This window comes from Paraburkholderia adhaesiva (genome assembly GCF_021390575.1).
Taxonomy (GTDB): Bacteria; Pseudomonadota; Gammaproteobacteria; order Burkholderiales; family Burkholderiaceae; genus Paraburkholderia; species Paraburkholderia adhaesiva.
On sequence record NZ_JAJEJQ010000001.1, the window covers coordinates 2,059,590 to 2,080,077 of the forward strand.

The 20,488-nt window shown below is 63.0% G+C and carries 21 protein-coding genes; 11 read left to right on the forward strand and 10 right to left on the reverse strand.

The features are described 5' to 3' along the window. Positions 1-80 precede the first annotated feature (80 nt). A complete protein-coding gene (locus L0U80_RS09305) occupies positions 81-338 on the reverse strand; it encodes a PAAR domain-containing protein (RefSeq protein ID WP_233863651.1) in 258 nt (85 codons plus the stop codon). Between the two features lie 653 nt (positions 339-991). On the opposite strand from L0U80_RS09305, the gene L0U80_RS09310 reads away from it, so the two are divergent. Continuing rightward, the gene (locus L0U80_RS09310; protein WP_233863652.1) at positions 992-1,141 is read left to right on the forward strand and encodes a hypothetical protein; all 150 of its coding nucleotides are present in this window, start codon (positions 992-994) and stop codon (positions 1,139-1,141) included. A 151-nt stretch (positions 1,142-1,292) separates the two neighbouring features. On the opposite strand, the gene L0U80_RS09315 is transcribed toward L0U80_RS09310, so the two are convergent. From L0U80_RS09315 to acs, 3 genes are all read right to left on the reverse strand, one after another. Then, the gene (locus L0U80_RS09315; RefSeq protein WP_233863653.1) at positions 1,293-3,311 is read right to left on the reverse strand and encodes a sodium:solute symporter family protein; all 2,019 of its coding nucleotides are present in this window, start codon (positions 3,309-3,311) and stop codon (positions 1,293-1,295) included. Then, complete coding sequence (locus tag L0U80_RS09320) at positions 3,308-3,673, reverse strand: DUF4212 domain-containing protein (RefSeq protein ID WP_233863654.1); 366 nt, start codon at positions 3,671-3,673, stop codon at positions 3,308-3,310. The genes L0U80_RS09315 and L0U80_RS09320 overlap by 4 nt, the downstream gene beginning before the upstream one ends. Before the next feature lie 99 nt (positions 3,674-3,772). Continuing rightward, positions 3,773-5,755, reverse strand: a complete 1,983-nt coding sequence (gene acs, locus L0U80_RS09325; protein WP_233863655.1) for an acetate--CoA ligase — start codon at positions 5,753-5,755, stop codon at positions 3,773-3,775. Positions 5,756-6,106: 351 nt separating this feature from the next. On the opposite strand from acs, the gene L0U80_RS09330 reads away from it, so the two are divergent. From L0U80_RS09330 to L0U80_RS09355, 6 genes are all read left to right on the forward strand, one after another. Next, positions 6,107-6,997, forward strand: coding sequence for a DMT family transporter (locus L0U80_RS09330; protein ID WP_233863656.1), 891 nt, complete (start codon positions 6,107-6,109; stop codon positions 6,995-6,997). A 278-nt stretch (positions 6,998-7,275) separates the two neighbouring features. After that, positions 7,276-7,899 carry a TIGR00645 family protein gene (locus L0U80_RS09335; protein WP_233863657.1) on the forward strand — a complete coding sequence of 208 codons (624 nt, stop codon included), beginning with the start codon at positions 7,276-7,278 and terminating at the stop codon, positions 7,897-7,899. A 51-nt stretch (positions 7,900-7,950) separates the two neighbouring features. Further along, positions 7,951-9,474 carry a fumarate hydratase gene (locus L0U80_RS09340; RefSeq protein WP_233863658.1) on the forward strand — a complete coding sequence of 508 codons (1,524 nt, stop codon included), beginning with the start codon at positions 7,951-7,953 and terminating at the stop codon, positions 9,472-9,474. Between the two features lie 214 nt (positions 9,475-9,688). Continuing rightward, positions 9,689-10,168 carry a bacterioferritin gene (gene bfr / locus L0U80_RS09345; RefSeq protein ID WP_233863659.1) on the forward strand — a complete coding sequence of 160 codons (480 nt, stop codon included), beginning with the start codon at positions 9,689-9,691 and terminating at the stop codon, positions 10,166-10,168. Between the two features lie 69 nt (positions 10,169-10,237). Further along, positions 10,238-11,092 carry a glutamate racemase gene (murI, locus tag L0U80_RS09350; RefSeq protein WP_373322130.1) on the forward strand — a complete coding sequence of 285 codons (855 nt, stop codon included), beginning with the start codon at positions 10,238-10,240 and terminating at the stop codon, positions 11,090-11,092. 221 nt (positions 11,093-11,313) lie between these two features. Next, the gene (locus L0U80_RS09355; RefSeq protein WP_233865818.1) at positions 11,314-11,565 is read left to right on the forward strand and encodes a (2Fe-2S)-binding protein; all 252 of its coding nucleotides are present in this window, start codon (positions 11,314-11,316) and stop codon (positions 11,563-11,565) included. Between the two features lie 1,007 nt (positions 11,566-12,572). On the opposite strand, the gene L0U80_RS09360 is transcribed toward L0U80_RS09355, so the two are convergent. Continuing rightward, complete coding sequence (locus L0U80_RS09360) at positions 12,573-13,604, reverse strand: LysR family transcriptional regulator (RefSeq protein WP_233863661.1); 1,032 nt, start codon at positions 13,602-13,604, stop codon at positions 12,573-12,575. A gap of 122 nt (positions 13,605-13,726) precedes the next feature. Here L0U80_RS09360 and L0U80_RS09365 point away from each other — a divergent pair, with 122 nt between their 5' ends. The 4 genes from L0U80_RS09365 to L0U80_RS09380 all read left to right on the forward strand — a co-directional run bounded on the left by L0U80_RS09365 (position 13,727) and on the right by L0U80_RS09380 (position 16,164). Further along, positions 13,727-14,608 (forward strand): pirin family protein, encoded by an 882-nt coding sequence (locus tag L0U80_RS09365; RefSeq protein WP_233863662.1) that lies wholly within the window; start codon positions 13,727-13,729, stop codon positions 14,606-14,608. Positions 14,609-14,781: 173 nt separating this feature from the next. Further along, positions 14,782-15,180, forward strand: a complete 399-nt coding sequence (locus L0U80_RS09370; RefSeq protein WP_233863663.1) for an OsmC family protein — start codon at positions 14,782-14,784, stop codon at positions 15,178-15,180. A gap of 37 nt (positions 15,181-15,217) precedes the next feature. After that, positions 15,218-15,703 (forward strand): SRPBCC family protein, encoded by a 486-nt coding sequence (locus L0U80_RS09375; protein WP_233863664.1) that lies wholly within the window; start codon positions 15,218-15,220, stop codon positions 15,701-15,703. 194 nt (positions 15,704-15,897) lie between these two features. Further along, positions 15,898-16,164 carry a hemin uptake protein HemP gene (locus tag L0U80_RS09380; RefSeq protein ID WP_233863665.1) on the forward strand — a complete coding sequence of 89 codons (267 nt, stop codon included), beginning with the start codon at positions 15,898-15,900 and terminating at the stop codon, positions 16,162-16,164. 286 nt (positions 16,165-16,450) lie between these two features. Here L0U80_RS09380 and L0U80_RS09385 read toward each other — a convergent pair whose 3' ends face one another. The 5 genes from L0U80_RS09385 to L0U80_RS09405 all read right to left on the reverse strand — a co-directional run bounded on the left by L0U80_RS09385 (position 16,451) and on the right by L0U80_RS09405 (position 20,172). Beyond that, positions 16,451-16,858 carry a GlcG/HbpS family heme-binding protein gene (locus tag L0U80_RS09385; protein ID WP_233863666.1) on the reverse strand — a complete coding sequence of 136 codons (408 nt, stop codon included), beginning with the start codon at positions 16,856-16,858 and terminating at the stop codon, positions 16,451-16,453. Between the two features lie 30 nt (positions 16,859-16,888). After that, positions 16,889-18,244 carry a 4Fe-4S binding protein gene (locus tag L0U80_RS09390; protein WP_233865820.1) on the reverse strand — a complete coding sequence of 452 codons (1,356 nt, stop codon included), beginning with the start codon at positions 18,242-18,244 and terminating at the stop codon, positions 16,889-16,891. 59 nt (positions 18,245-18,303) lie between these two features. Then, positions 18,304-19,149, reverse strand: coding sequence for an FTR1 family iron permease (locus L0U80_RS09395; protein WP_233863667.1), 846 nt, complete (start codon positions 19,147-19,149; stop codon positions 18,304-18,306). A gap of 37 nt (positions 19,150-19,186) precedes the next feature. Continuing rightward, on the reverse strand, positions 19,187-19,543 hold the full coding sequence (locus tag L0U80_RS09400; RefSeq protein WP_233863668.1) for a cupredoxin domain-containing protein: 357 nt from the start codon (positions 19,541-19,543) through the stop codon (positions 19,187-19,189). Positions 19,544-19,623: 80 nt separating this feature from the next. Continuing rightward, positions 19,624-20,172 carry an iron transporter gene (locus L0U80_RS09405; protein ID WP_233863669.1) on the reverse strand — a complete coding sequence of 183 codons (549 nt, stop codon included), beginning with the start codon at positions 20,170-20,172 and terminating at the stop codon, positions 19,624-19,626. Positions 20,173-20,488 lie beyond the last annotated feature (316 nt).

Below are 20,488 nucleotides of genomic sequence, written 5' to 3' on the forward strand. Positions count from 1 at the left end.
CGAATTTGCACACCGCGCCCGGACATATCGAAGTGCTGCCCGCTGATATCCGCACGCTGACACGCATAATTGCCAAGGATTTATTCGACCATCCAGTTGCTGTCCCCTTCCTCCAGCACGCCACCATGATCGGTCCGGTCACCCTGACGGGCGACCGCCTGACCTTCGATTTCACAATTGGCCGATCCGGTGATGATCGCTGCACCACAGCTGATGCGGTCGGTCACCCGGGCAATGGCCCTGCCGTTAATCTTTGCTTCAGAGGCGCCAGAGATAACCGCACCAGAGCCGTGCTGCGGGCAGGAGTGACGGTGGCCTACGAGAACAACAGGTTTCATAAACAGATCCTCTATGGGCTGGGAGAAAAATGTAGCGAGGTCGCTGCCGGAGAGTTTGAGCCTCGATTCAAAGCACGCCGGGGGGCTTCGGCAAGTTCGAACGCTACTTCGTCGAAAATCCCGCTGCAGGCGCATTCGACGGCAAAACGCAGGTCGGGCTGGCGTGGCATGAATGGTTCCCGGCGGGTGGATCAAAAGAGGTTCGTGGGGTCGACGGAATGCACGGACAGGATCTCTGCGCGCCAGGCGATCAGTTCGCAGACTCAGGACTTGATCAGCTCGCGCCAGTCGTCGGAGATTCCCGTGCGGCACGGCCATTCCGGCAGTCGAATAACGCAGCACGCAAACCGGACTGCGCACAACGCGTGGCGTCAGATCCACTGTTGTGGCGGCTATTGCTGCCTATTGCTTAAGCGCGCGTTGAGCACCCCACGAATGAGCGAACACTCTCCATCAACTCCGACGACATCAACAATCGGACTGGCCTGAAACAAAATAATTCTGCAATCCATACGATTTCACTCAACAAGCTCGCCATGGTGATCTACCTGATTGGCCTGATTTTCCCAACCGAAAATTAGCAAGAGGAAACCGAACGCTGTCGGCTGACAGGAGCGGCAATTGACACGCTGGATCGAGACACGCTTACGGCGATGCGACAGTTTCAGACCGCCGCCGCGCAGCCGGCTGCAGCGCCGGTCGAAGTCCTTTGCGGTCTGCGCTTTGATGACGAATGCGACAGCACACACGAGGACCTTGCGGGGTGTCCGCTCGGACTGGCGTGGTCCGACGTGCTGTATTGATCTGTTCAACCGGGGGGGGGGAATTCGAAATGCCGCAGAACGAGGGCTAAACCAGCGTTGTTGGCAGTCGCTAGAACGCGCGTCGACAAACGTCGGCGAGTTCTCTCGACACCTGCCCCACCCAGCCCTCTGACCCACTGCACCCAGCACGTCAAGGATGGCGAATATAGTCCACGAGCGCGACCGTATACGCATCCGGCCGCCTGTCCAGCAAGCTCACGCCGATCGCCACAAGAAAGCCCGCCGGTACGCCGAACACGCCCGAACTGATCGGCTCGATGCCGAACCACCGCCCACCTTCGAAGCCGGTCAGTTGCGTAAAGAACGGATACGTCGAAACGATGTAATAGACGCACACCACGAGTCCCGCAATCATCCCCGCCACTGCGCCGAGCCGTGTGGTGCGCTTCCAGAAAACACCGAGGACGAGCACCGGAAAGAGACTCGACGCCGCGAGCGAAAACGCGGCACCAACGAGGAACAAGATGTTCCCCGTATTGAGCGACGCCACCCATGAAGCAAACAGCGCGACACCGAGCAGCAGGATCTTCGACATCGTCACGCGCCGCTGACTGGACGCCTCGGGATCGACCATGTGGTAGTACACATCGTGCGAAAGCACGTTTGAGATCGTGAGCAGCAGACCATCCGCGGTGGAGAGCGCCGCGGCCAGCGCACCCGACGCAATAAGTCCCGACATGACATACGGCAGTCCGGCAATCTCCGGCGCTGCAAGCACGACCATGTCCGGCTGCATTTGAATATCGCCCCAACGCACGATGCCATCGCCGTTCACGTCAGCGATGCTGATGAGATACGGCTCGATGCGCCGCCACTGCATCACCCAATGCGGCAGATCGCCAAAGCGCTGCCCTACCAGATGCGTGAGGATCTCGTACTTGATCATCACCGCGAGCACCGGCACGGTCAGGTAGAACAGCGCGACGAAAAAGAGCGTCCACCCCACCGAGCGCCGGGCCGACGCCACTGACGTCGTCGTGTTGTAGCGCGTGAGGATGTGCGGCAAGCTCGCCGTGCCGAGCGACAGGCACAGCAGCAGCGAAAGAAAATTGCGTTGGTGGATGCGCCGCGCGTCGTCGTCAACAGCGGGAAACGGTTCGCGCATCGGCACGGGCGTCGCCGCGCGCTCGAGCAGGTCGTCGCGATGCTGCGTCCACACGATACGCGCCGCATCCGCGTCGTGCGGAAACGATTCAATCTGGCGTTCGAGCGAGTCAATCTCACGCAGCGGACCGTTGTGGCGGCGCAGGTTGACGAGCGTGTCGTTGAGGCGTGTTTTCTCTTCGACAAACGACTGCGGCAACGCATCGAGCCGCGTTTGCCAAACCCCCGCGCGGTGCCGGAATTCGTCGCGTACGCTCTGTTCAGGGGCCGCGTCGCGTACGTTGCCCTCGAGCGCTTCCACGCGCTCCATCAGCCGGCCGTAATTGAATTGCGGCAGCCACCCCAACCCGTCGCGATGCGCGATCAACGAGACAGGAATCAGGATCGCGGAAATGAGAATGACGTACTGCGCGACCTGCGTCCACGTCACCGCGCGCATGCCACCGAGAAACGAACACACGAGAATACCGGCAAGTCCGCAGAAGATGCCGATGGCAAAATCGACGCCGATAAAGCGCATCGCAATCAGCCCCACGCCCTGGATCTGCGCGACGAGATAGACGAACGAGCAGAGGATCGTCGCAAGGACGGCGAGTGCGCGCACGAGGTTGCTCGAATAGCGCGTGCCGAGAAAGTCGGCGATGGTATAGCGCGCGAGTTTGCGCACGTACGGCGCGAGCAGGAACGCAACAAGGCAGTAGCCTGCGGTCCAGCCCATCATGTAGGCAAGGCCGTCGTAGCCGCTCGCGTAGAGCGAGCCCGCAAGACCGATGAACGACGCAGCCGAAAGCCAGTCCGCAGCGGTTGCCATCCCATTGAAGAACGACGGCACGCGGCGCCCCGCGACGTAGTACTCGACGAGATCGGATGTCCGCGAGAGCAAGCCGATCACGGCGTAGACGGCGATCGGCACGAACAGGAACACGTAGCCGATCCACACGCCGGGTCCCGTGAACAGCTCGATGCGCCACATCACGTAGACAAACGCGAGGAAACCGATCGTATAGAAGGCGTACGACCGGATGAGCCGATGCGCGAGCTTCATCGTTGGGGCGCCTTGAAGGCCTCCCGGATCGCCAGGTCGGCTTCGCGGGCGGCCTGCAATTCGCGGTCGGCGCGCTGCATCAGCACGATATAGACGGCAATGAGCAGCACGTACACGATAATCGCGCCCTGTGCGCCGACGTAGAACGGCAGGCTGAAACCCGCGAAGCGCACACTGCTGAGCGAGCTCGCGAAGAACGGAACGACGAAGGAAACGATAAAGCCAATCGTCATGAGCACGGCGATCAGCACGATGTTGAAGCGCCAGTAGCGCTTATGGGCGAGCGCCATCGCCTCGCTCACCCGTGGAGGCTCAGGCAATGGATTGACGTTGTTCTGGGGTGTGGACTGTGGCGCGGCCATGCGCCTATGTAACAAAAATGCGCCACGCCGGCAATCGGGATCGACCGCTATGGAGGAGCAGCGCGGCGCCGTCGAGCGAGCCGCGCTGCTGGGAATCGCTTACACCGACTCGCCGAGCTGATCGAGAATCGCCGGATTTTCCAGCGTCGAAACGTCCTGCGTGATCGCCTCGCCCTTCGCCAGCGAGCGCAGCAGACGCCGCATGATCTTGCCCGAGCGCGTCTTCGGCAGGTTCTCGCCGAAGCGGATGTCGCGCGGCTTGGCGATCGGTCCGATCTCCTTGCCCACCCACGCACGCAGATCGTTGGCGAGTTTCACGGCGTCGTCACCGTGCGGACGTGCGCCCTTGAGCACCACGAACGCCACCACCGCCTCACCCGTCGTGTCGTCCGGACGACCCACCACCGCCGCCTCTGCCACCAGCGGATTGGCCACCAGTGCCGACTCGATCTCCATCGTGCCCAGCCGGTGACCCGAGACGTTCAGCACGTCGTCGATGCGGCCCATGATCGTGAAGTAGCCCGTGTCCTTGTCGCGCACGCTGCCGTCACCGGCCAGGTACAGACGCCCGCCCAGTTCCTCCGGGAAGTACCCCGTGCGATAGCGCTCCGGGTTGCCCCACACGTTGCGGATCATCGCCGGCCACGGGCGCTTGACCACCAGAATGCCGCCCTGACCGTTCGGTACGTCCTGGCCCGTTTCATCGACGATCGCCGCCATGATGCCCGGCAGCGGCAGCGTGCACGAACCCGGCACCAGCGGCGTCGCGCCCGGCAGCGGCGTGATCATGTGGCCGCCCGTCTCGGTCTGCCACCACGTGTCGACGATCGGGCAGCGCGCGCCGCCCACGTTCTCGTAGTACCACATCCACGCTTCCGGATTGATCGGCTCGCCCACCGTGCCGAGAATGCGCAGCGACGACAGGTCGTAGCTCTTCGGATGCACCTTCGCATCGGCTTCCGACGCCTTGATCAGCGAGCGGATCGCCGTGGGCGCCGTGTAGAACGTGGTGACCTTGTGGCGCGCGATCATGTCCCAGAAGCGGCCCGCGTTCGGATACGTCGGCACGCCCTCGAACACCACCTGGGTCGCGCCGATCGTCAGCGGTCCGTACGCGACGTAGCTGTGGCCCGTGATCCAGCCGATGTCGGCCGTGCACCAGAACACGTCGTTCGGCTTCGAGTCGAACGTCCACTTCATGCTCTGCGCGGCCCACAGCAGATAGCCGCCCGTGCTGTGCTGCACGCCCTTGGGCTTGCCCGTCGAGCCCGACGTGTAGAGGATGAACAGCGGATGCTCCGCGCCCACCGGCACCGGCGCGCAGGTGTCGCTTTCCGCCGCCGAGACTTCATGCATCCAGTAGTCGCGGCCCGCGTGCCACGCGACCTTGCCGCCCGTGCGCTGGTACACGATCACGCTGTGCACCGCCTCGCAGCCGCCCATCGCGAGCGCTTCGTCGGCGATGTTCTTCAGCGGCAGCGCCTTGCCGCCGCGCATCTGCTCGTCGGCGGTGATGAGCGCCACGGCGCCCACGTCGACGATGCGCTCGTGCAGCGACTTCGACGAAAAACCGCCGAACACCACCGAGTGCGTCGCGCCGATCCGCGCACACGCCTGCATCGCCACGATGCCCTCGACGGACATCGGCATGTAGATCACGACGCGGTCGCCCTTTTTCACGCCGCGCTTCTTCAGCGCGTTGGCAAAGCGCGAAACGCGCGCGAGCAGGTCCTGGTAGGTGATGTGGGTGACGGTGCCGTCATCGGCTTCGAAGATCACCGCGACGCGTGCGCCATTACCCGCTTCGACGTGACGGTCGAGGCTGTTGTATGAAGCGTTGAGTTCGCCGTCCTCGAACCACGTGTAGAACGGTGCGTTCGATTCGTCGAGCACCTTCGTGAACGGCTTCTGCCACGTCAGGGTTTCGCGCGCGAGGCGCGCCCAGAAGCCCTCGTAATCGCGTTCGGCTTCCGCGCACAGCGCCTGGTAGGCGTCCATGCCGGACACCGTGGCATTCGCTACGATTTGTGCGGACGGCGCGAAAACGCGGCGCTCCTGAAGTACCGATTCAATCGCTGACATCGACAACCCCTTCGTGAAGGTAAAACATCAAACTCATGGACACACGCAGCATCTCCGATGCCAGCATGCGCCGTCTCCGAATGCCGCCCCGCCTTGTGAGCGGTTGCGACGATTATTTTTCCTGCTTTATTCCTGCTATTCGTGTTGCTGCTTTCAGATGTGCACTGCGGCACCGCAGCAAAGCCGCGCGTGCAATATTGCTCTCCGTCTGTGCGGACTAGCGTAAGCGTACCAACTTACCTGCCACTTACGTGCAATGTGCGCAGCCTTGCACACACGCCTTTCAGGTGACGTTCAGGTAAGCGGGCATTTAGAATGCTAGCTGAAAACTTTGCGCGCCCGGATTCCAGCTTGAACCGATATTCTATTTTCCTCGTCGCCGCGATGCTCCTCGTGGGCAGCAATGTCGGCATCGGCAAATCGATCGTCGCCTTTATCCCCGTTCCACTCTTTGCGCTCCTGCGTTTCGTGATCGCCCTCGCGGTGCTCGGGCCGCTGCTGCGTGTCGCGAAGATGCGACTCGTGACGCGCGGCGAGTGGATCAATCTCTTCCTTCAGGCGCTCTTCGGTACATTCGGGTTTACGCTGCTCATGCTTGACGGCGTGCATCGCACGAGCGCTGTCGCTGCAGGCGTCATCACCAGCACCATCCCCGCGGTCGTCGCCCTCTTTTCGTGGATCTTCCTGCGCGAGCGGCCAGACACTCGCGCGCTCGCGTCGATCGCGCTCGCCATCGCGGGCATTGCCGTCATCAACCTCGCACACGCCGACGACAGCGGTTCGCCGCAATCGCTGACCGGCAATCTCATGGTGCTCGGCGCCGTGTGCTGCGAGTCGCTCTACGTGATCCTTTCCCGCCGCCTCACGCAGACGCTCGCGCCCATCGACATCTGCGCGTACACGCACCTCTTCGGCTTCCTGTTGATGCTGCCGGTGGGTCTGCCTTTTGCACTGTCGTTCGATTATGCGGCCGTGCCCGCCGGCATCTGGGGACTCTCGCTCTGGTACGGGCTCGCCGCCAGCGTGTTCTCGTTCTGGCTCTGGATGAAGGGAATCCGGCACGTTCCGGGCAGTGTCGCCGGCGTATTTACGGCCGTCCTGCCCGTGGCCGCGGCAGTCTACGGGATCGTGCTGCTCGGCGAGCGGCCCACACCCGCGCACGGCATCGCGTTAGCCTGCGTGATTACCGGCATCGCGCTCGCCAGCCTGAAGACGAAACAGGTGCCGCCCGTCGCATCCTGACTTGCATTGCGGCGCGGTGAAGAATGATGCGCGCGCCGGGTCTGGCCCCGCGTTGCACGCTGCAGCCCGTGGCGCCCGCCGCGCGGCGACCGCAAGCCCGGCCCGCCCGGGCCGAACCAGCCGCTGCCGGTGTTAGGGCGAGGCCAGCCGCCGACACTGTACAATTACGCGCGCCCGGTCCAGGCGGCGCGCACCCGCCGGCGGCGCACCCGTTGCGTTGCCGGATGCGGAAGGCGCGGCGCTTGAACCCCGCCCGATTTTCGCCATCGCAATTGCCTATGTCCGCAGCACGCCCTTCGCCGTCCAGAGCACCCACGCCCGCCCGCACCCCGCGCGCCAGCCGTCTGCTGCCGCGCGTGATCTTCATGAGCCGCTGGCTCCAGGTGCCACTGTATCTCGGCTTGATCGTCGCGCAGGCCGTCTACTGCGTGCTCTTCCTGAAGGAAGTCTGGCACCTCGTCAGCCATTCGACGACGCTCGACGAAACGAGCATCATGCTCGCCGTGCTCGGCCTGATCGACGTGGTGATGATCTCGAATCTGCTCATCATGGTGATCGTCGGCGGCTATGAGACGTTCGTCTCGCGCATGGGCCTCGAAGGCCACCCCGACGAGCCCGAATGGCTCGATCACGTGAACGCCGGCGTGCTGAAAGTGAAGCTCGCGATGGCGCTCATCAGCATTTCGTCGATTCATCTGCTGAAGACCTTCATCAATCCCGATGCGGTCTCCACTCACACCGTGATGTGGCAGGTGATCATCCATGGTGCGTTCCTCGTCTCCGCGCTGATCATGGCGTGGATCGACCGACTCACGACGCACACTCATTCCGAGCATTACCAGGAATTCGCCGCGCGCCATCCGGTACCGGCCGACTCCGTTGTCGCCGAAGCCGTCGAGTAAGGCGGCACTCACAACAAGATTTACGACATTCCGTCCCCACTGAAGCTAGCCATGACAGTCATCAAACAGGAAGACCTGATCCAGAGCATCGCGGATTCGCTGCAGTACATCAGCTACTACCATCCGCAGGACTACATCGAAGCACTCGGCCGCGCGTACGAGCTTGAAGAAAGCCCCGCCGCGAAGGATGCGATCGCGCAGATCCTCACGAACAGCCGCATGTGCGCCGAAGGCAAGCGCCCGATTTGCCAGGACACCGGCATCGTCACGATCTTCGTGAAGGTCGGCATGGACGTGCGTTGGGATGGCGCGACGATGAGCCTGACCGACATGATCAACGAAGGCGTTCGCCGCGGTTATCTGAACCCGGACAACGTGCTGCGCGCATCGATCGTGAACCCGCCCGAAGGCGGCCGCAAGAACACGAAGGACAACACGCCGGCCGTGATCCACTACGAGATCGTGCCGGGCGACAAGGTCGACGTGCAAGTCGCGGCCAAGGGCGGCGGCTCGGAGAACAAGTCGAAGTTCGTGATGCTGAACCCGTCCGACTCGATCGTCGACTGGATCCTCAAGACCGTCCCGACGATGGGCGCTGGCTGGTGCCCGCCGGGCATGCTCGGCATCGGCATCGGCGGCACGGCTGAAAAGGCGATGCTGATGGCGAAGGAATCGCTGATGGAGCCGATCGACATTCAGGAGATCATCAAGCGCGGCCCGACGGACTGGATCGAAGAGCTGCGCGTCGAACTGCACGAGAAGGTCAACGCACTCGGCATCGGTGCGCAGGGCCTGGGCGGCCTCGCCACCGTGCTCGACGTCAAGATCATGGCCGCGCCGACGCACGCCGCGTCGAAGCCCGTCGCGATGATCCCGAACTGCGCGGCCACGCGCCACGCGCACTTCGTGCTCGACGGCTCGGGTCCTGCGAAGCTCGAGGCACCGTCGCTCGACGCATGGCCGAAGGTCAACTGGGAACCGAACACGGAAACGAGCAAGCGCGTCGATCTGAACACGCTCACACCGGAAGAAGTCGCTTCGTGGAAGCCGGGCCAGACGCTGCTGCTCTCGGGCAAGATGCTCACGGGCCGCGACGCCGCGCACAAGCGCATCGCCGACATGCTCGCCAAGGGCGAGAAGCTGCCCGTGGACTTCAAGAACCGCGTGATCTACTACGTCGGCCCGGTCGATCCGGTTCGCGACGAAGTGGTCGGCCCGGCAGGCCCCACCACCGCCACGCGCATGGACAAGTTCACCGAGACGATGCTCGCGCAAACGGGCCTCATTTCGATGGTCGGCAAGGCCGAGCGCGGACCGGTCGCGATCGAGGCAATCAAGAAGCACAAGGCTGCTTACCTGATGGCTGTCGGCGGCGCAGCGTACCTCGTGTCGAAGGCGATCCGCGGCTCGAAGGTCCTCGCATTCGAAGACCTCGGCATGGAAGCCATCTATGAGTTCGACGTCCAGGATATGCCGGTGACGGTCGCGGTCGATTCGTCGGGCACCTCGGTCCACCAGACCGGCCCGAAGGAATGGCAGGCGAAGATCGGCAAGATTCCGGTCGCAACGGTTTGATGCGCGACTCGAGGCTGTTGGCCGGTTCGTGCCGACTACGCTGATACACAAAACCGGGGCCCTGTGCCCCGGTTTTTTTATGCACCGCAAAACGGCTCGAGGCTGGGTATCCATTGCAAGGACCGGCTTTGGGTCCGCAGTCAGCCTTGGCTTTTGCTGGCACAGCGCTTATTGTTGAAAACCAGAGCCCGCCCCACACACCAAGGAAAAGATCATGCAAGGCGACAAGAAGGTGATCGAATATCTGAATGCGCAGCTCAAGAACGAGCTGACCGCCATCAATCAGTATTTCCTGCACGCGCGCATGTATGACCACTGGGGCCTCGACAAGCTCGGCAAACACGAATACGACGAATCGATCGGCGAAATGAAGCACGCCGACATGCTGATCGAACGCATCTTCGTGCTCGACGGCCTGCCGAACCTGCAGGACCTGCACAAGCTGCTGATCGGCGAGGAGACGAAGGAAATCCTCGAATGCGACCTGAAACTCGAACAGATTTCCCAGGGCACCTGCAAGGAAGCGATCGTCTATTGCGAGTCCGTGCGCGACTTCGTCTCGCGCGAAATCTTCGTAACGATCCTCGACGAGACCGAAGAGCACATCGACTGGCTCGAAACGCAGCTTGATCTCATCGACAAGGTCGGCATCCAGAACTATCAGCAGTCGGGCATGGGTTCGGTAGAATCCTGATCGCTGTCTTGCTGTTTCGACGCATGCGCCCGGCGGCGAATGCGTCCCTACTATCCTGCCCGGACTATCTTGAACGTTTCGCCTCCTAGCGGCGCCGCGCCCGTCGGCATCTTCGACTCTGGCCTTGGCGGCCTTTCCGTGCTGCGCGCGGTGCGCACGCTCCTGCCCGCCGAACGTCTCGTCTATGTCGCCGACTCGCGCTACGCGCCTTACGGGCAGCGCGACGACGACTTCATCGCCGACCGCACGCTCGCCATCGGCGAATGGCTCGTGGCGCAGGGCGCCAAGGCACTCGTGGTGGCCTGCAACACGGCCACCGCGCAATCAATCGAATTCGTGCGCGAGCGGCTGCCCATCCCGTTAGTCGGCGTGGAACCCGGCATCAAACCCGCTGCGCTGCAGTCGAAAACGCGCGTGGCGGGCGTGCTCGCCACCCAGGTCACGCTGCGCAGCACGCGCTTTCAGGCTCTCGTCGAACGTCATGCGGCTGATCTGCGCGTGCTCTGCCAGCCCGGTCACGGGCTAGTGGAAGCCGTGGAGCGCTGCGACACAGGCTCTCCCGAACTGCTCGCGCTGCTGCGCGGCTATCTCGCGCCGATGCTCGACGCCGGCGCCGATACGCTCGTGCTCGGCTGCACGCACTATCCATTTCTGGACACGGCGATCCGCTCGATCGTCGGCGAGCGCATGACGCTTGTCGACACCAGCGTCGCCATCGCGCGGCAGCTCGAACGCGTGCTGGGCCATCACGGCCTGCTCGCAGACGCAGCAGGCGACGCGCAAGCGAGCGCACGCTTTTGCTCGACGAGCGATGGCACCCATCTGCGCGTGCTTGCCGCGGCGCTGCTCGGCATCGACGCGCAGGTCGAAGCCGTGCGGATTCCGTCACGACGCACGCTCGAACTGGAAACCGACGCGGTCTGACGTCGCACCCTCGTTGTAGCGCCCGTCTGGCGAGCCGAGCCTTTCTGGCTGCCGAACCGCCGTCAGCCCCCGTTTCGCGCCTTCCTCACGGGCCGGGGCTCCAGCGAAAATCCATGCTAAGTGTCCGGTTTTGTTACAAAAAATCCGTCAAGGCGCTTGCCAAGCGCACCAAAGATAATGATAATAATTCCCATTACTGATCTCTGTTGCGCTACACCATCATGATTGTCTGCGTGTGCAAGTCCGTCTCCGACCGGACGATCCGAGCTTCCATTGCCGAAGGCACGGATTCATTCGATGAACTGCAGTTCGAACTCGGCGTTGCGACCTGCTGCGGCAAATGCGAAGAAACGGTTCGCGACGTGATGGCCCAGAGCGGTGTTTGCGCGAGCCGTTGTGGCGTCGCCCACGCCCATCCGGCGGCCGCGCCCGCCGCTGCCCCCGTCGTGTTCTACGAGCTTCAGGCCGCCTGAACATCCCGGCGCGCCCCGTTCGCGCCGCCAGCAAGCCAGTTTCACGACGAGCCAGCGACCGCTCACCCCTCTATCAGGAGATTGGGATGGAATTGCTGGCCGGATTCGTGACGACTGTGTGCATCGCGCTGTGGATATTCCGCGAATGACGCGGTGAGACACCACGTAGATCATCTCTCACGCACTGCTTACGATTGGCGCCGTCGCTGGTCCATCTAGTCAGGCGCGTGTCATTGCCATTTTTTCGGTTTCTTCGTCGCTCCCCATCGTGCACAGCCTGCACTCGATCTTCGTAACCGACGGGCGCGTCACCGCACGCACTCTAACGCGCAGTCTCACGATGATCGGATGAACGATATCAACGCGTGCACTGGCACGATTTTATGTTCGGTATCCTTATCAATTTCCTGATGACGATCACCGCAATCTGTCGCTCCGTGAAGATCGGCCTGCTACACGCAAGCAGCCAGATGGAAGAAGCGAAGCCACATAGATCAACGTATTGACCACTGCGCATGCCGTGCCGCACGTGAGCACGCACTGCAAAGTGACGTCCGGGAAATTGGCACAAGCACAATCGGAGGCATGCTGCGCTGTCCTGCGATACCGGGTTGACCACCGATCCCGCGCGCAATTACGGAAGTGCGGAACGGCCGGGCCACTGCCGCGTATTTCGCGTCCCTGGTCTGTACAAAGTAAAAGGCCCTCATCGTCAGATGAAGGCCTTTTTTCGAGCGCACGCGGCGCATTCGGGCGGTCTCGACGCTCACCGTCGGCCAGTTCGCGTCAACACATGCGACATACCGTGGGCAACACGGATAGCGCTATCAGCCCTGAAGGCTCGCTATCATAGCGGCCATCAATTCCCGCACAAGACCGGTCTTGGCGAGAGGGATTTCAATATATTCCTCTCGCCGCTCGCATTCAAGACATTGCCCATTGAAAGTAACGATTGCTGGCGACGCTTAAATGCAAAAAGGCATAGGCAGAGCCTGCCCTGCGATTCTTCATGCAGTCTCAATGTTGCGCCGGGACTTCGCACGCAACGCTGGCGCCACTGGCTGCGTCTCACGATCGCGTTCGAGCAGCGGCGCGATTTCGCTGCGCAGCGGACACTCCTGCTGCAAGCTCTGGTCGGCATCGAGCACTTCGACGAGGTAATCGACGAACGCGCGCACCGCCGGCACCATGCCCTGCCGCGAGAGAAACACCGCGTAAAGCTGCGGCACCGGCAGCGTCCAGCCCGGCATCACAGGCGAAAGCTTGCCCGAGCGCAGCGCGGCGCCATACATCATCTCGGGCATCGCCGCGATGCCGAGGCCCGCGAGCGCGGCTTCGCGGATGGTCGTGAGATCGGCCGAGATGAGGCGTGGCTCGTGTTCGTGCGAATGGCGCGTGCCGTCCGGTGCGATCAGTTGATACACGTGGCGGCCGTCGCTCGTCGGTGTATCGAGCGTTTCGAAACGTGCGAGATCGTCGGGTGTGAGTGGCGGCGCGTTCTGCGCGAGCAGGCTCGGCGCGCCGACGAGCATCTGCTCCGTACGCCAGAGCGGACGCACCACGATGTTCGCATTCTGCGGCGGCTCCGAGCGCACACGCAGCGCGATATCCACCGAATCCTCGAAGAGGTCGATTACGCGGTTCGTCACGCGCATCACGACCCGCACCTCGGGGTAGCGAATCATGAACTCCGGAATGATCTGCGAAAAGATGGTCTGCGAAAGCGTAACCGGTACGCTCACTCGCACCGTGCCGCGCGGCGACGAGCGCAACGACTGGACGACGTTCACGGCGGCCTGCGCTTCGGAGAGCATGGCGCGGCAATGCTGATAGAAAAGATCGCCGGCTTCGGTGAGCGCCAGCTTGCGCGTCGAGCGCTGCAGCAGGCGCACGCCGAGCGATGCTTCAAGCTCGCTCACCCGCCTCGACAGACGAGACTTCGAAATGCCGAGTACGCGTTCGGCCGCCGAGAAACCGCCGTGCTCGACGACCTGTGAGAAGTACATCAAATCGTTCAGATTATGCGAGTCGATCTTCATGTGGTCGTTCCACTGATGGGACAATCCATTGCGTCTGGGCCGTCAAACTTGGCAAATCGGCTACCTATAATAGCGGTTTGTTTCGTATATAACGCAATTCCCCCTGTTCGGAGGTGACATCCATGACGACCACCCGCACGATCGAACGCGTCTTTCCCGCCGTTCGCACCACCGAGGGTGCCGGGTTCATCGTCCATCGACCGTTCCCGACGCGGCAGTTGATGGACTTCGATCCGTTCCTGCTGCTCGACGAAATGGGTCCGACCGACTACGCGCCGGGCGCCGCGAAGGGCGCACCGGATCACCCGCACCGCGGCTTCGAAACCGTCACGTATGTCCTCGAAGGGCGCTTCGGTCACAAGGATTCGGCGGGACATTCGGGCACGCTTGGCCCTGGCGACGTGCAGTGGATGACCGCCGGCGCGGGCGTCATTCACAGCGAGATGCCCGACCCCGAGTTCGCCCGCAGCGGCGGCCGCATGCACGGTCTGCAGTTGTGGGTGAATCTGCCCGCGCGCGACAAGATGATCGCGCCGCGCTACCAGGAAATGCCGACCGCGCGCATTCCGGTCGGTCGATCGGCGGACGGCAAGGTCTCGGTGAAAGTGATCGCGGGCGAATCGCTCGGCGTAAAAGCCGCAATCGAAACGCGCACGCCGATCCTCTACCAGCACTTCACGATCGCACCGGGCGGACGCGTCGAACAGGCTGTGCCGCGCAACTGGCGCGTGTTCGCGTATGGCCTCGCGGGCATCGGACACTACGGGCCTGACGGCGAGCGTATCGAGGCACAGCAGATGATCGCGTTCGCCAACGACGGCGACTCGGTCGTCCTCGCCGCACCGGACGATGCAACCGAGGCGCTGGAGGTGTTGCTGATTGGCGGCGAACCGCTCAACGAGCCGGTCGTGCGCTATGGCCCGTTCGTGATGAATACGGAACAGGAAATCCGCCAGGCCGTGCTCGACTACCAGGCGGGGCGCATGGGGCACATCGCGCACTGACGCGTTATTTGCGGCGCGGCGATGCTGCATTGCAGTGCCGGGTAATCGCCCATTTCCTCCGATACTTTCCACAGCTTTTTTGGCTTTCCGTCACAATAGGGCCTCCAGGGAAGCGCAGGGATTCACCGCTCGCTTCCCGTCCCCTATCAGCCCGTACCGTCCGCGAGGAGCGCATGGCCGAACCCGCCGTCATTGCCCACATCGGCTCAACCGACTACCAGGTTCAATTCAACGATGGCACCCACACGTGGGTCGCCGACGAACCCGCCTCGCTCGGCGGCGGCGACACCGGCCCGACGCCGTTCTCGCTCCTGCTCTCGAGCCTCGGCGCCTGCACGTCGATCACGCTCAAGATGTACGCAAAGCGCAAGGAATGGCCGCTCGAAGGCGTGCGCGTCAAGCTCTCGATGGAAAACGGCGCCTCCGGCGCGACCATCGACCGCCAGATCGCGCTCGAAGGCGCACTCACGAGTGAACAGCGCGAGCGTCTGCTGGAGATCGCGAACGTATGCCCTGTCCACAAGATCCTGACCCAGTCGGTAACGATCCGCTCTGGTCTGGTGGCCGCGTGAGCGGCGCTCACGGACAATGCCACAGGAAGCCTTCGACTTGAATTTCGAACATCTCATCCAGATCAACGACCCACAGAACCCGCTCGTCCCGGCAATGACGCGCGAGCAGTTGTGGGAAGGCCTCGTGCTGCGCGCGGAGCAGCCGCAACTCTTCGTGCTCGGCCTCGATAGCTGCACGATCCTCTCGCGCGAGGAAAACACGCTCGAACGGGAGCTGCACTACGGTAACGCGACGGTGCGCGACCGCGTCACGCTCACGCCCGGCCAGAGCGTGCGCTACGACATCCTTGCGACCGAGGAGCACGTGGGCGGCTCGCTCACGATGACGATCGAAGAGCCCGACGAATCGGAGCTGTTCCTGCGTTTCGAGTACCGCACGACGTTGCCCGCCGCCGTTACCGATGACGACCGGCAGACCTCGGAAATCGTGAAGTCCGCGTATCGGGAGTCGGATATCGACACCGTGCGTCTGATTCGCGAGTTCGTGCTCGGACCCAACGGCCCGGGCGCGCTGCACCATTGAGTCGCTTTACGTGTGAGGCGGGTGCCGTGCGGTGAGCGGCCGCTTCGCGTGGTAACGCACGACCTGCACAGTGGGACCACCCCGCGCTCCGCCAAAAACTATCGTTGCTCCGATCCGATACATATTTCGCGGTTGCAAATAGGAATGATTATCATTTAATATTATTCCATCGAATCGAAACAGACACCACGCTCATGACCGACTTCAACCGCTCGTCAACGCTCAGCCTGCGCCGCGCTGGCGGCCCGGCGTCGAGCGCCACGCGATCGAAACCGGCCGCGCAAACGCAACCGTGCACGAGTGCGGTAACCGCAACCGCAGCGGCACCAGAAGTCGGCGCCGGGTGCGCGCTCGACAGCACGACGCTGCTGCAAGGCCGCAGTGTCGTGGACATCAAGCACAACGGCGAGACGTACCAGCTGCGAGCCACCCGGCTCGGCAAGCTGATCCTCACCAAGTAGTTCGTACCGGGTATTGTGGGGACCGCCTCCTTACGCGAGGCGTTGGGGCACTAGCCAGCCACGACGGCCTGCACGCGAGATCTAGACCCCTTCGTGCAAACATTATTCAAGCCGGCCGTTGCAGTCAGCCATGCCATTTTTTTGTTCTCACCGTGATAGAGGCGGCGCCGAGGCCAGGCGCGGCTCGAGCCTAAGGCCGCAGCATTGTCTGCGGCCTTAGCTTTTTCCAGTGCTAACCGATGTGCTCGTGTCGCGTAGCGATCACGCGCACCGGCAAAGCGATGTATTACTCGACGCCGAGCGCCGCGATGCCCGCGCGGGCCACGGCTGCATCCTGATCGGACTTCACACCCGAGACGCCGATCGCGCCGATCACATCGCCGTTGACGACGATCGGCACCCCGCCCTCCAGCATCGCCGTCAGCGGCGCGCTCAGAAAGGCGGTGCGCCCCTGCCGGATGACGTCCTCATAGATCTTGCTTTCGCGACGGCCGAGTGCTGCGGTGCGGGCCTTCGATGTTGCCATTTCGGCCGTGCCGGGCGACGCGCCGTCAAGACGGCGCAGCCACAGCAGATGCCCGCCATCATCGACGATCGCAATCGTCACGTTCCATTGATTGGTGCGTGCATGTGAGACGGCCGCATCGCCCATCGTCACGATGTCTTCGTCAGTCAATACCGCTCTGGTTCGCATGGCTTGCTCTCCGATCGGTTGAACCGCCGATCAGTGCGCCCAGCCCCAGAACATGAGCCACCACGCACCGTCGATCACGGCGAGCGCGGCGGCGAAACAGAGCATCGCGAAACCACGCTGCCAGAGCCGCTGACTGTAGCGGCCTGTCACCCGCCACGCAAGCCAGCCGCTCCACAAATTGAATATGACAAGAATCGCAATTCGCGCGCCAGTTGCCCAGTCGAGCTGCATGTGCTCGGCGCGCAACAGCGAGAGCGTCGTGGCCGAAAGACCCAGAAAAACTCCCGCACCCGCTAGCGGAATCAGCGCCTGTGCAAGGTGATGCAGACGGCGCATCTCGAAGCGTCCGAGCGGCACGCACGCGAGCGCCAGAATCGCGAGGAGCGTGGTGCCGATAGCGAGCCCGGTCGCGACGATATAGCCGACGATCAGCGTCCCGTCGAGCCACGAAAACACGTCGTTCTGCTCAGGATAGTGCGTGAGCAGGAACCACGGCGCGTTCGTGTCGAGCGGCCAGGTGATGTCGCGATCGATGAGCCAGCCTGCAATCGACTGCTTCAGATCGACGAACCACGGTGAACCGCTCCAGTGAAAAGCGCCGATCGCAATGCCGAGCAGACCATAGAGGATGAGCGCGGTGTCCCAACCCTTTGCCTGCCGGTCACCGAGTTCGACGACCTCTTGCGCAGGCGAGCGCCACGTCAGATCGATCGCGTCGCGGTGGCCCGCGCAGCGGCCGCACATGTGGCACGAAGCGGCGCCCTTCATGTTGCGCAGCGGCACGAGCGGCGCGCAATTAACCGGAATCACGCGATGTCCGCCGTGCTCGCCCGATTTGTACGAGCGGCGCCAGGCGTCCTCATTGACCTTGTAGTGGAACGGCGCGAGGCGCGCCAGAAGCGAAAACACCCCGTTGACGGGGCACAGGTAGCGGCACCAGATCCGCTTCTCGCGGCCATAAAGAAAGCCGATCACCATCGCGCCGAGCGTCGAGCCACCCAGCACGAGCAACACCGCTTTCGGGTATTGGTAGACGCTCACCATCTGGCCATAGATGGTCGTCATTCCGAACGCGACGAAGGGCCAGCCACCCCAGCGCATCCAATGCGGAATCGCACCACCGCGACCGAAGCGACTCGCGAACTCAGTGAGCGCGCCCTCGGGACAGAGCACGCCACACCATACGCGGCCAAGCATGATCATCGACAGCAGCACGAACGGCCACCAGATGCCCCAGAACACGAACTGCGCCGCGAGCGTGAGATTGTTCCAGAGGTGCGCGGTATCGCCGGGCAGCGGCATGACCGCAGGCACGAGAATCAGAAACGCGTAGACCGCAACGACGATCCACTGCACGCCACGGATCACCGCGCCGTGCCGTTGCATCCATAGCCCAGCCTGGGCGAGCTTGCCGCGCCTCACAACCGGCTGCGCCGATGCGCAGCTCACGCCGCACGCCTCTTGCCAATCGCCGCCGCACGGCCATTCGCGCGACGCACGAGGAGCCACACGACACCCCAGTACGCGGCAAACGCGATCAAGTTCATGAGCGCCGGGTGCGCGCGATAGCCGGTGAGCGTCGCCACGAGCGAGCCGAAGGTGCTCGAATCATCAAGCAGTGCGGATGCGTTCCACACCTGGTCGATGAGGGTCGGCAGGATTTCCTTGTCGATCAGCTTGTCGACGCCGGTCTGGAACAGGCCTGCGCCGAGCAGGAGCAGCATGATCTCGGTGATGCGGAAGAAGTGGCGCCACGAAAACACCTTCCCGCCCAGTTGCAGAACGTAGAACGTGAGGAACGCGAGCGCGAGGCCGGTCACCACCGCGAAGTACTGGCTTGCGTCGACATGGCCCGACTGGCCGAAGCCAAGGCCATAGAGGAAGATCACCGTCTCGCTGCCCTCGCGCGCAATGGCGAGCGCAACGAGCGCCGTCACGCCCCACCACTTCGCGTCGCGCGCACTTGCTTCGAGCGAATGTTCCATCTCGCGCTTGAGCGTGCGCCCGTGCTGCTTCATCCACAGCACCATCTGCACGATCAGCACGCAGGCGACGAGCACCATTGCAGTCTGGAAGTAGTCCTGCGCGTCGCCCGAAAGCACTTCGGTGAATCCCACCAGCGCGGCTCCCAGTGCGACTGCCGCGAGCACGCCAAGCGCCACGCCGCCCCACAGGTACGGCAAACCGCGCCGCGCGTCGGCGTCGCCGTTCTTCAGCCACGCATAGAGAATGCCGACGACGAGCAGCGCCTCGACGCTCTCCCGCCACACGACGAACATCACCTGACCCATTCGAACCCTCCTGCTGACGACGCGAATTCCGCCGCGATCACTTCGCCACGATCAGGCCTTGCGCCTGCTGGTGGAAATCGTCGAAAAACTTGTATTCGCCCGGATCGAGCGGCGCGATCACGACGAACGACTCCGCACCCGGCGCCAGGACCTTTTCCTTGCGCAACTGGACGCTCTCGAACTCGGCCGCGCCCTTACCCGTGTTTCGCACGTCGATCTTGATGCGCTTGCCCGCGGGCACCTCGATGCGCGTCGGGTTCAGCTTGCCGTCGGTCATTTCCAGCTTGAACGTCGGCAGATCCTCTGCGTGTGCGGCCTGCGCAAACAGCCCGGCGACCGGGGCAACCAGCACCGCAGCGAGCGCGAGCCCCGCAATCTTCCTTGTTCCAGTCATTCGTTGTTCCTGCTTCGTTCTGCGTTTTCAGGCGGCGGCGCGCTCCAGACACCACGCCGCGCTCTCCGCTCATTGGCCGCTTAATAGCCGCCCTTCTTGCCGATGCCCGCGAACGGGAAGTCGTATTCGACCGTAATCGGCTTGAACCACGGACCCACACCGGTTTCCTTGTCGACGTGACGGCCGAACGCCATGTGGCCCGACTGCATCGGCGCCTCCACGATCAGCTTCAGGTGATACTTGCCCGGACCCGCGAGCTTGACGTTGTCGCCATAGTGCGGGCCATCGTCCGCGACCATAGGCATGAGGTCACCCTTTTGCACGTAGCTCGAACCCGGCTTCGTCAGTTCGTAGCGAACCTGCAGGTACGGCATCCAGTCGCCCTCGGCGAAGCCGGTCGGGTTGCCCTTGACCGCGTGGATGTCGCTTTCGAGGTGGATATCGGAGTCCGACGCCTTGCGCATCATGCCTTCCGGATCCATGGTGATCGGCTGCAGGTAGACCGCGCCAATTTCCATGCCGCCCTGAATCTGTTGTTTGCCGATCGGGTATTCGGCCGCGCTGGCTGCACAGGCAGCCGTCGCGGCGGCGATCAGCGTCATGCCGCGCAAAAGGGAGTGAATCCGCATCGAAACTCCTGATTTTTATGGGAGATACAACACCACCAAAGGCACAATAACGATGTAAACGTTAATGCGAACAATTCTCACTATGGTGTGCAGTTTAGCACCGATGCGGAGCCATCACAAAGACGTGTTCGCGTAAGGCCTTAAGGTGACAGGGTTTTGTGCGATGAGGGCCGGGCGCGATGCGCCGTCTTGCGGCCAGGAGGGAGGGAAATCGGGCGTCCGGCCTGGGACGCCCGTTGGCGGCACGGGTGGTCAGGTGGTCAACTGCGGGCGGCCTGTGCGTGCCGCCCTCCTGCTCCCGCTCCGCGCGGAACTG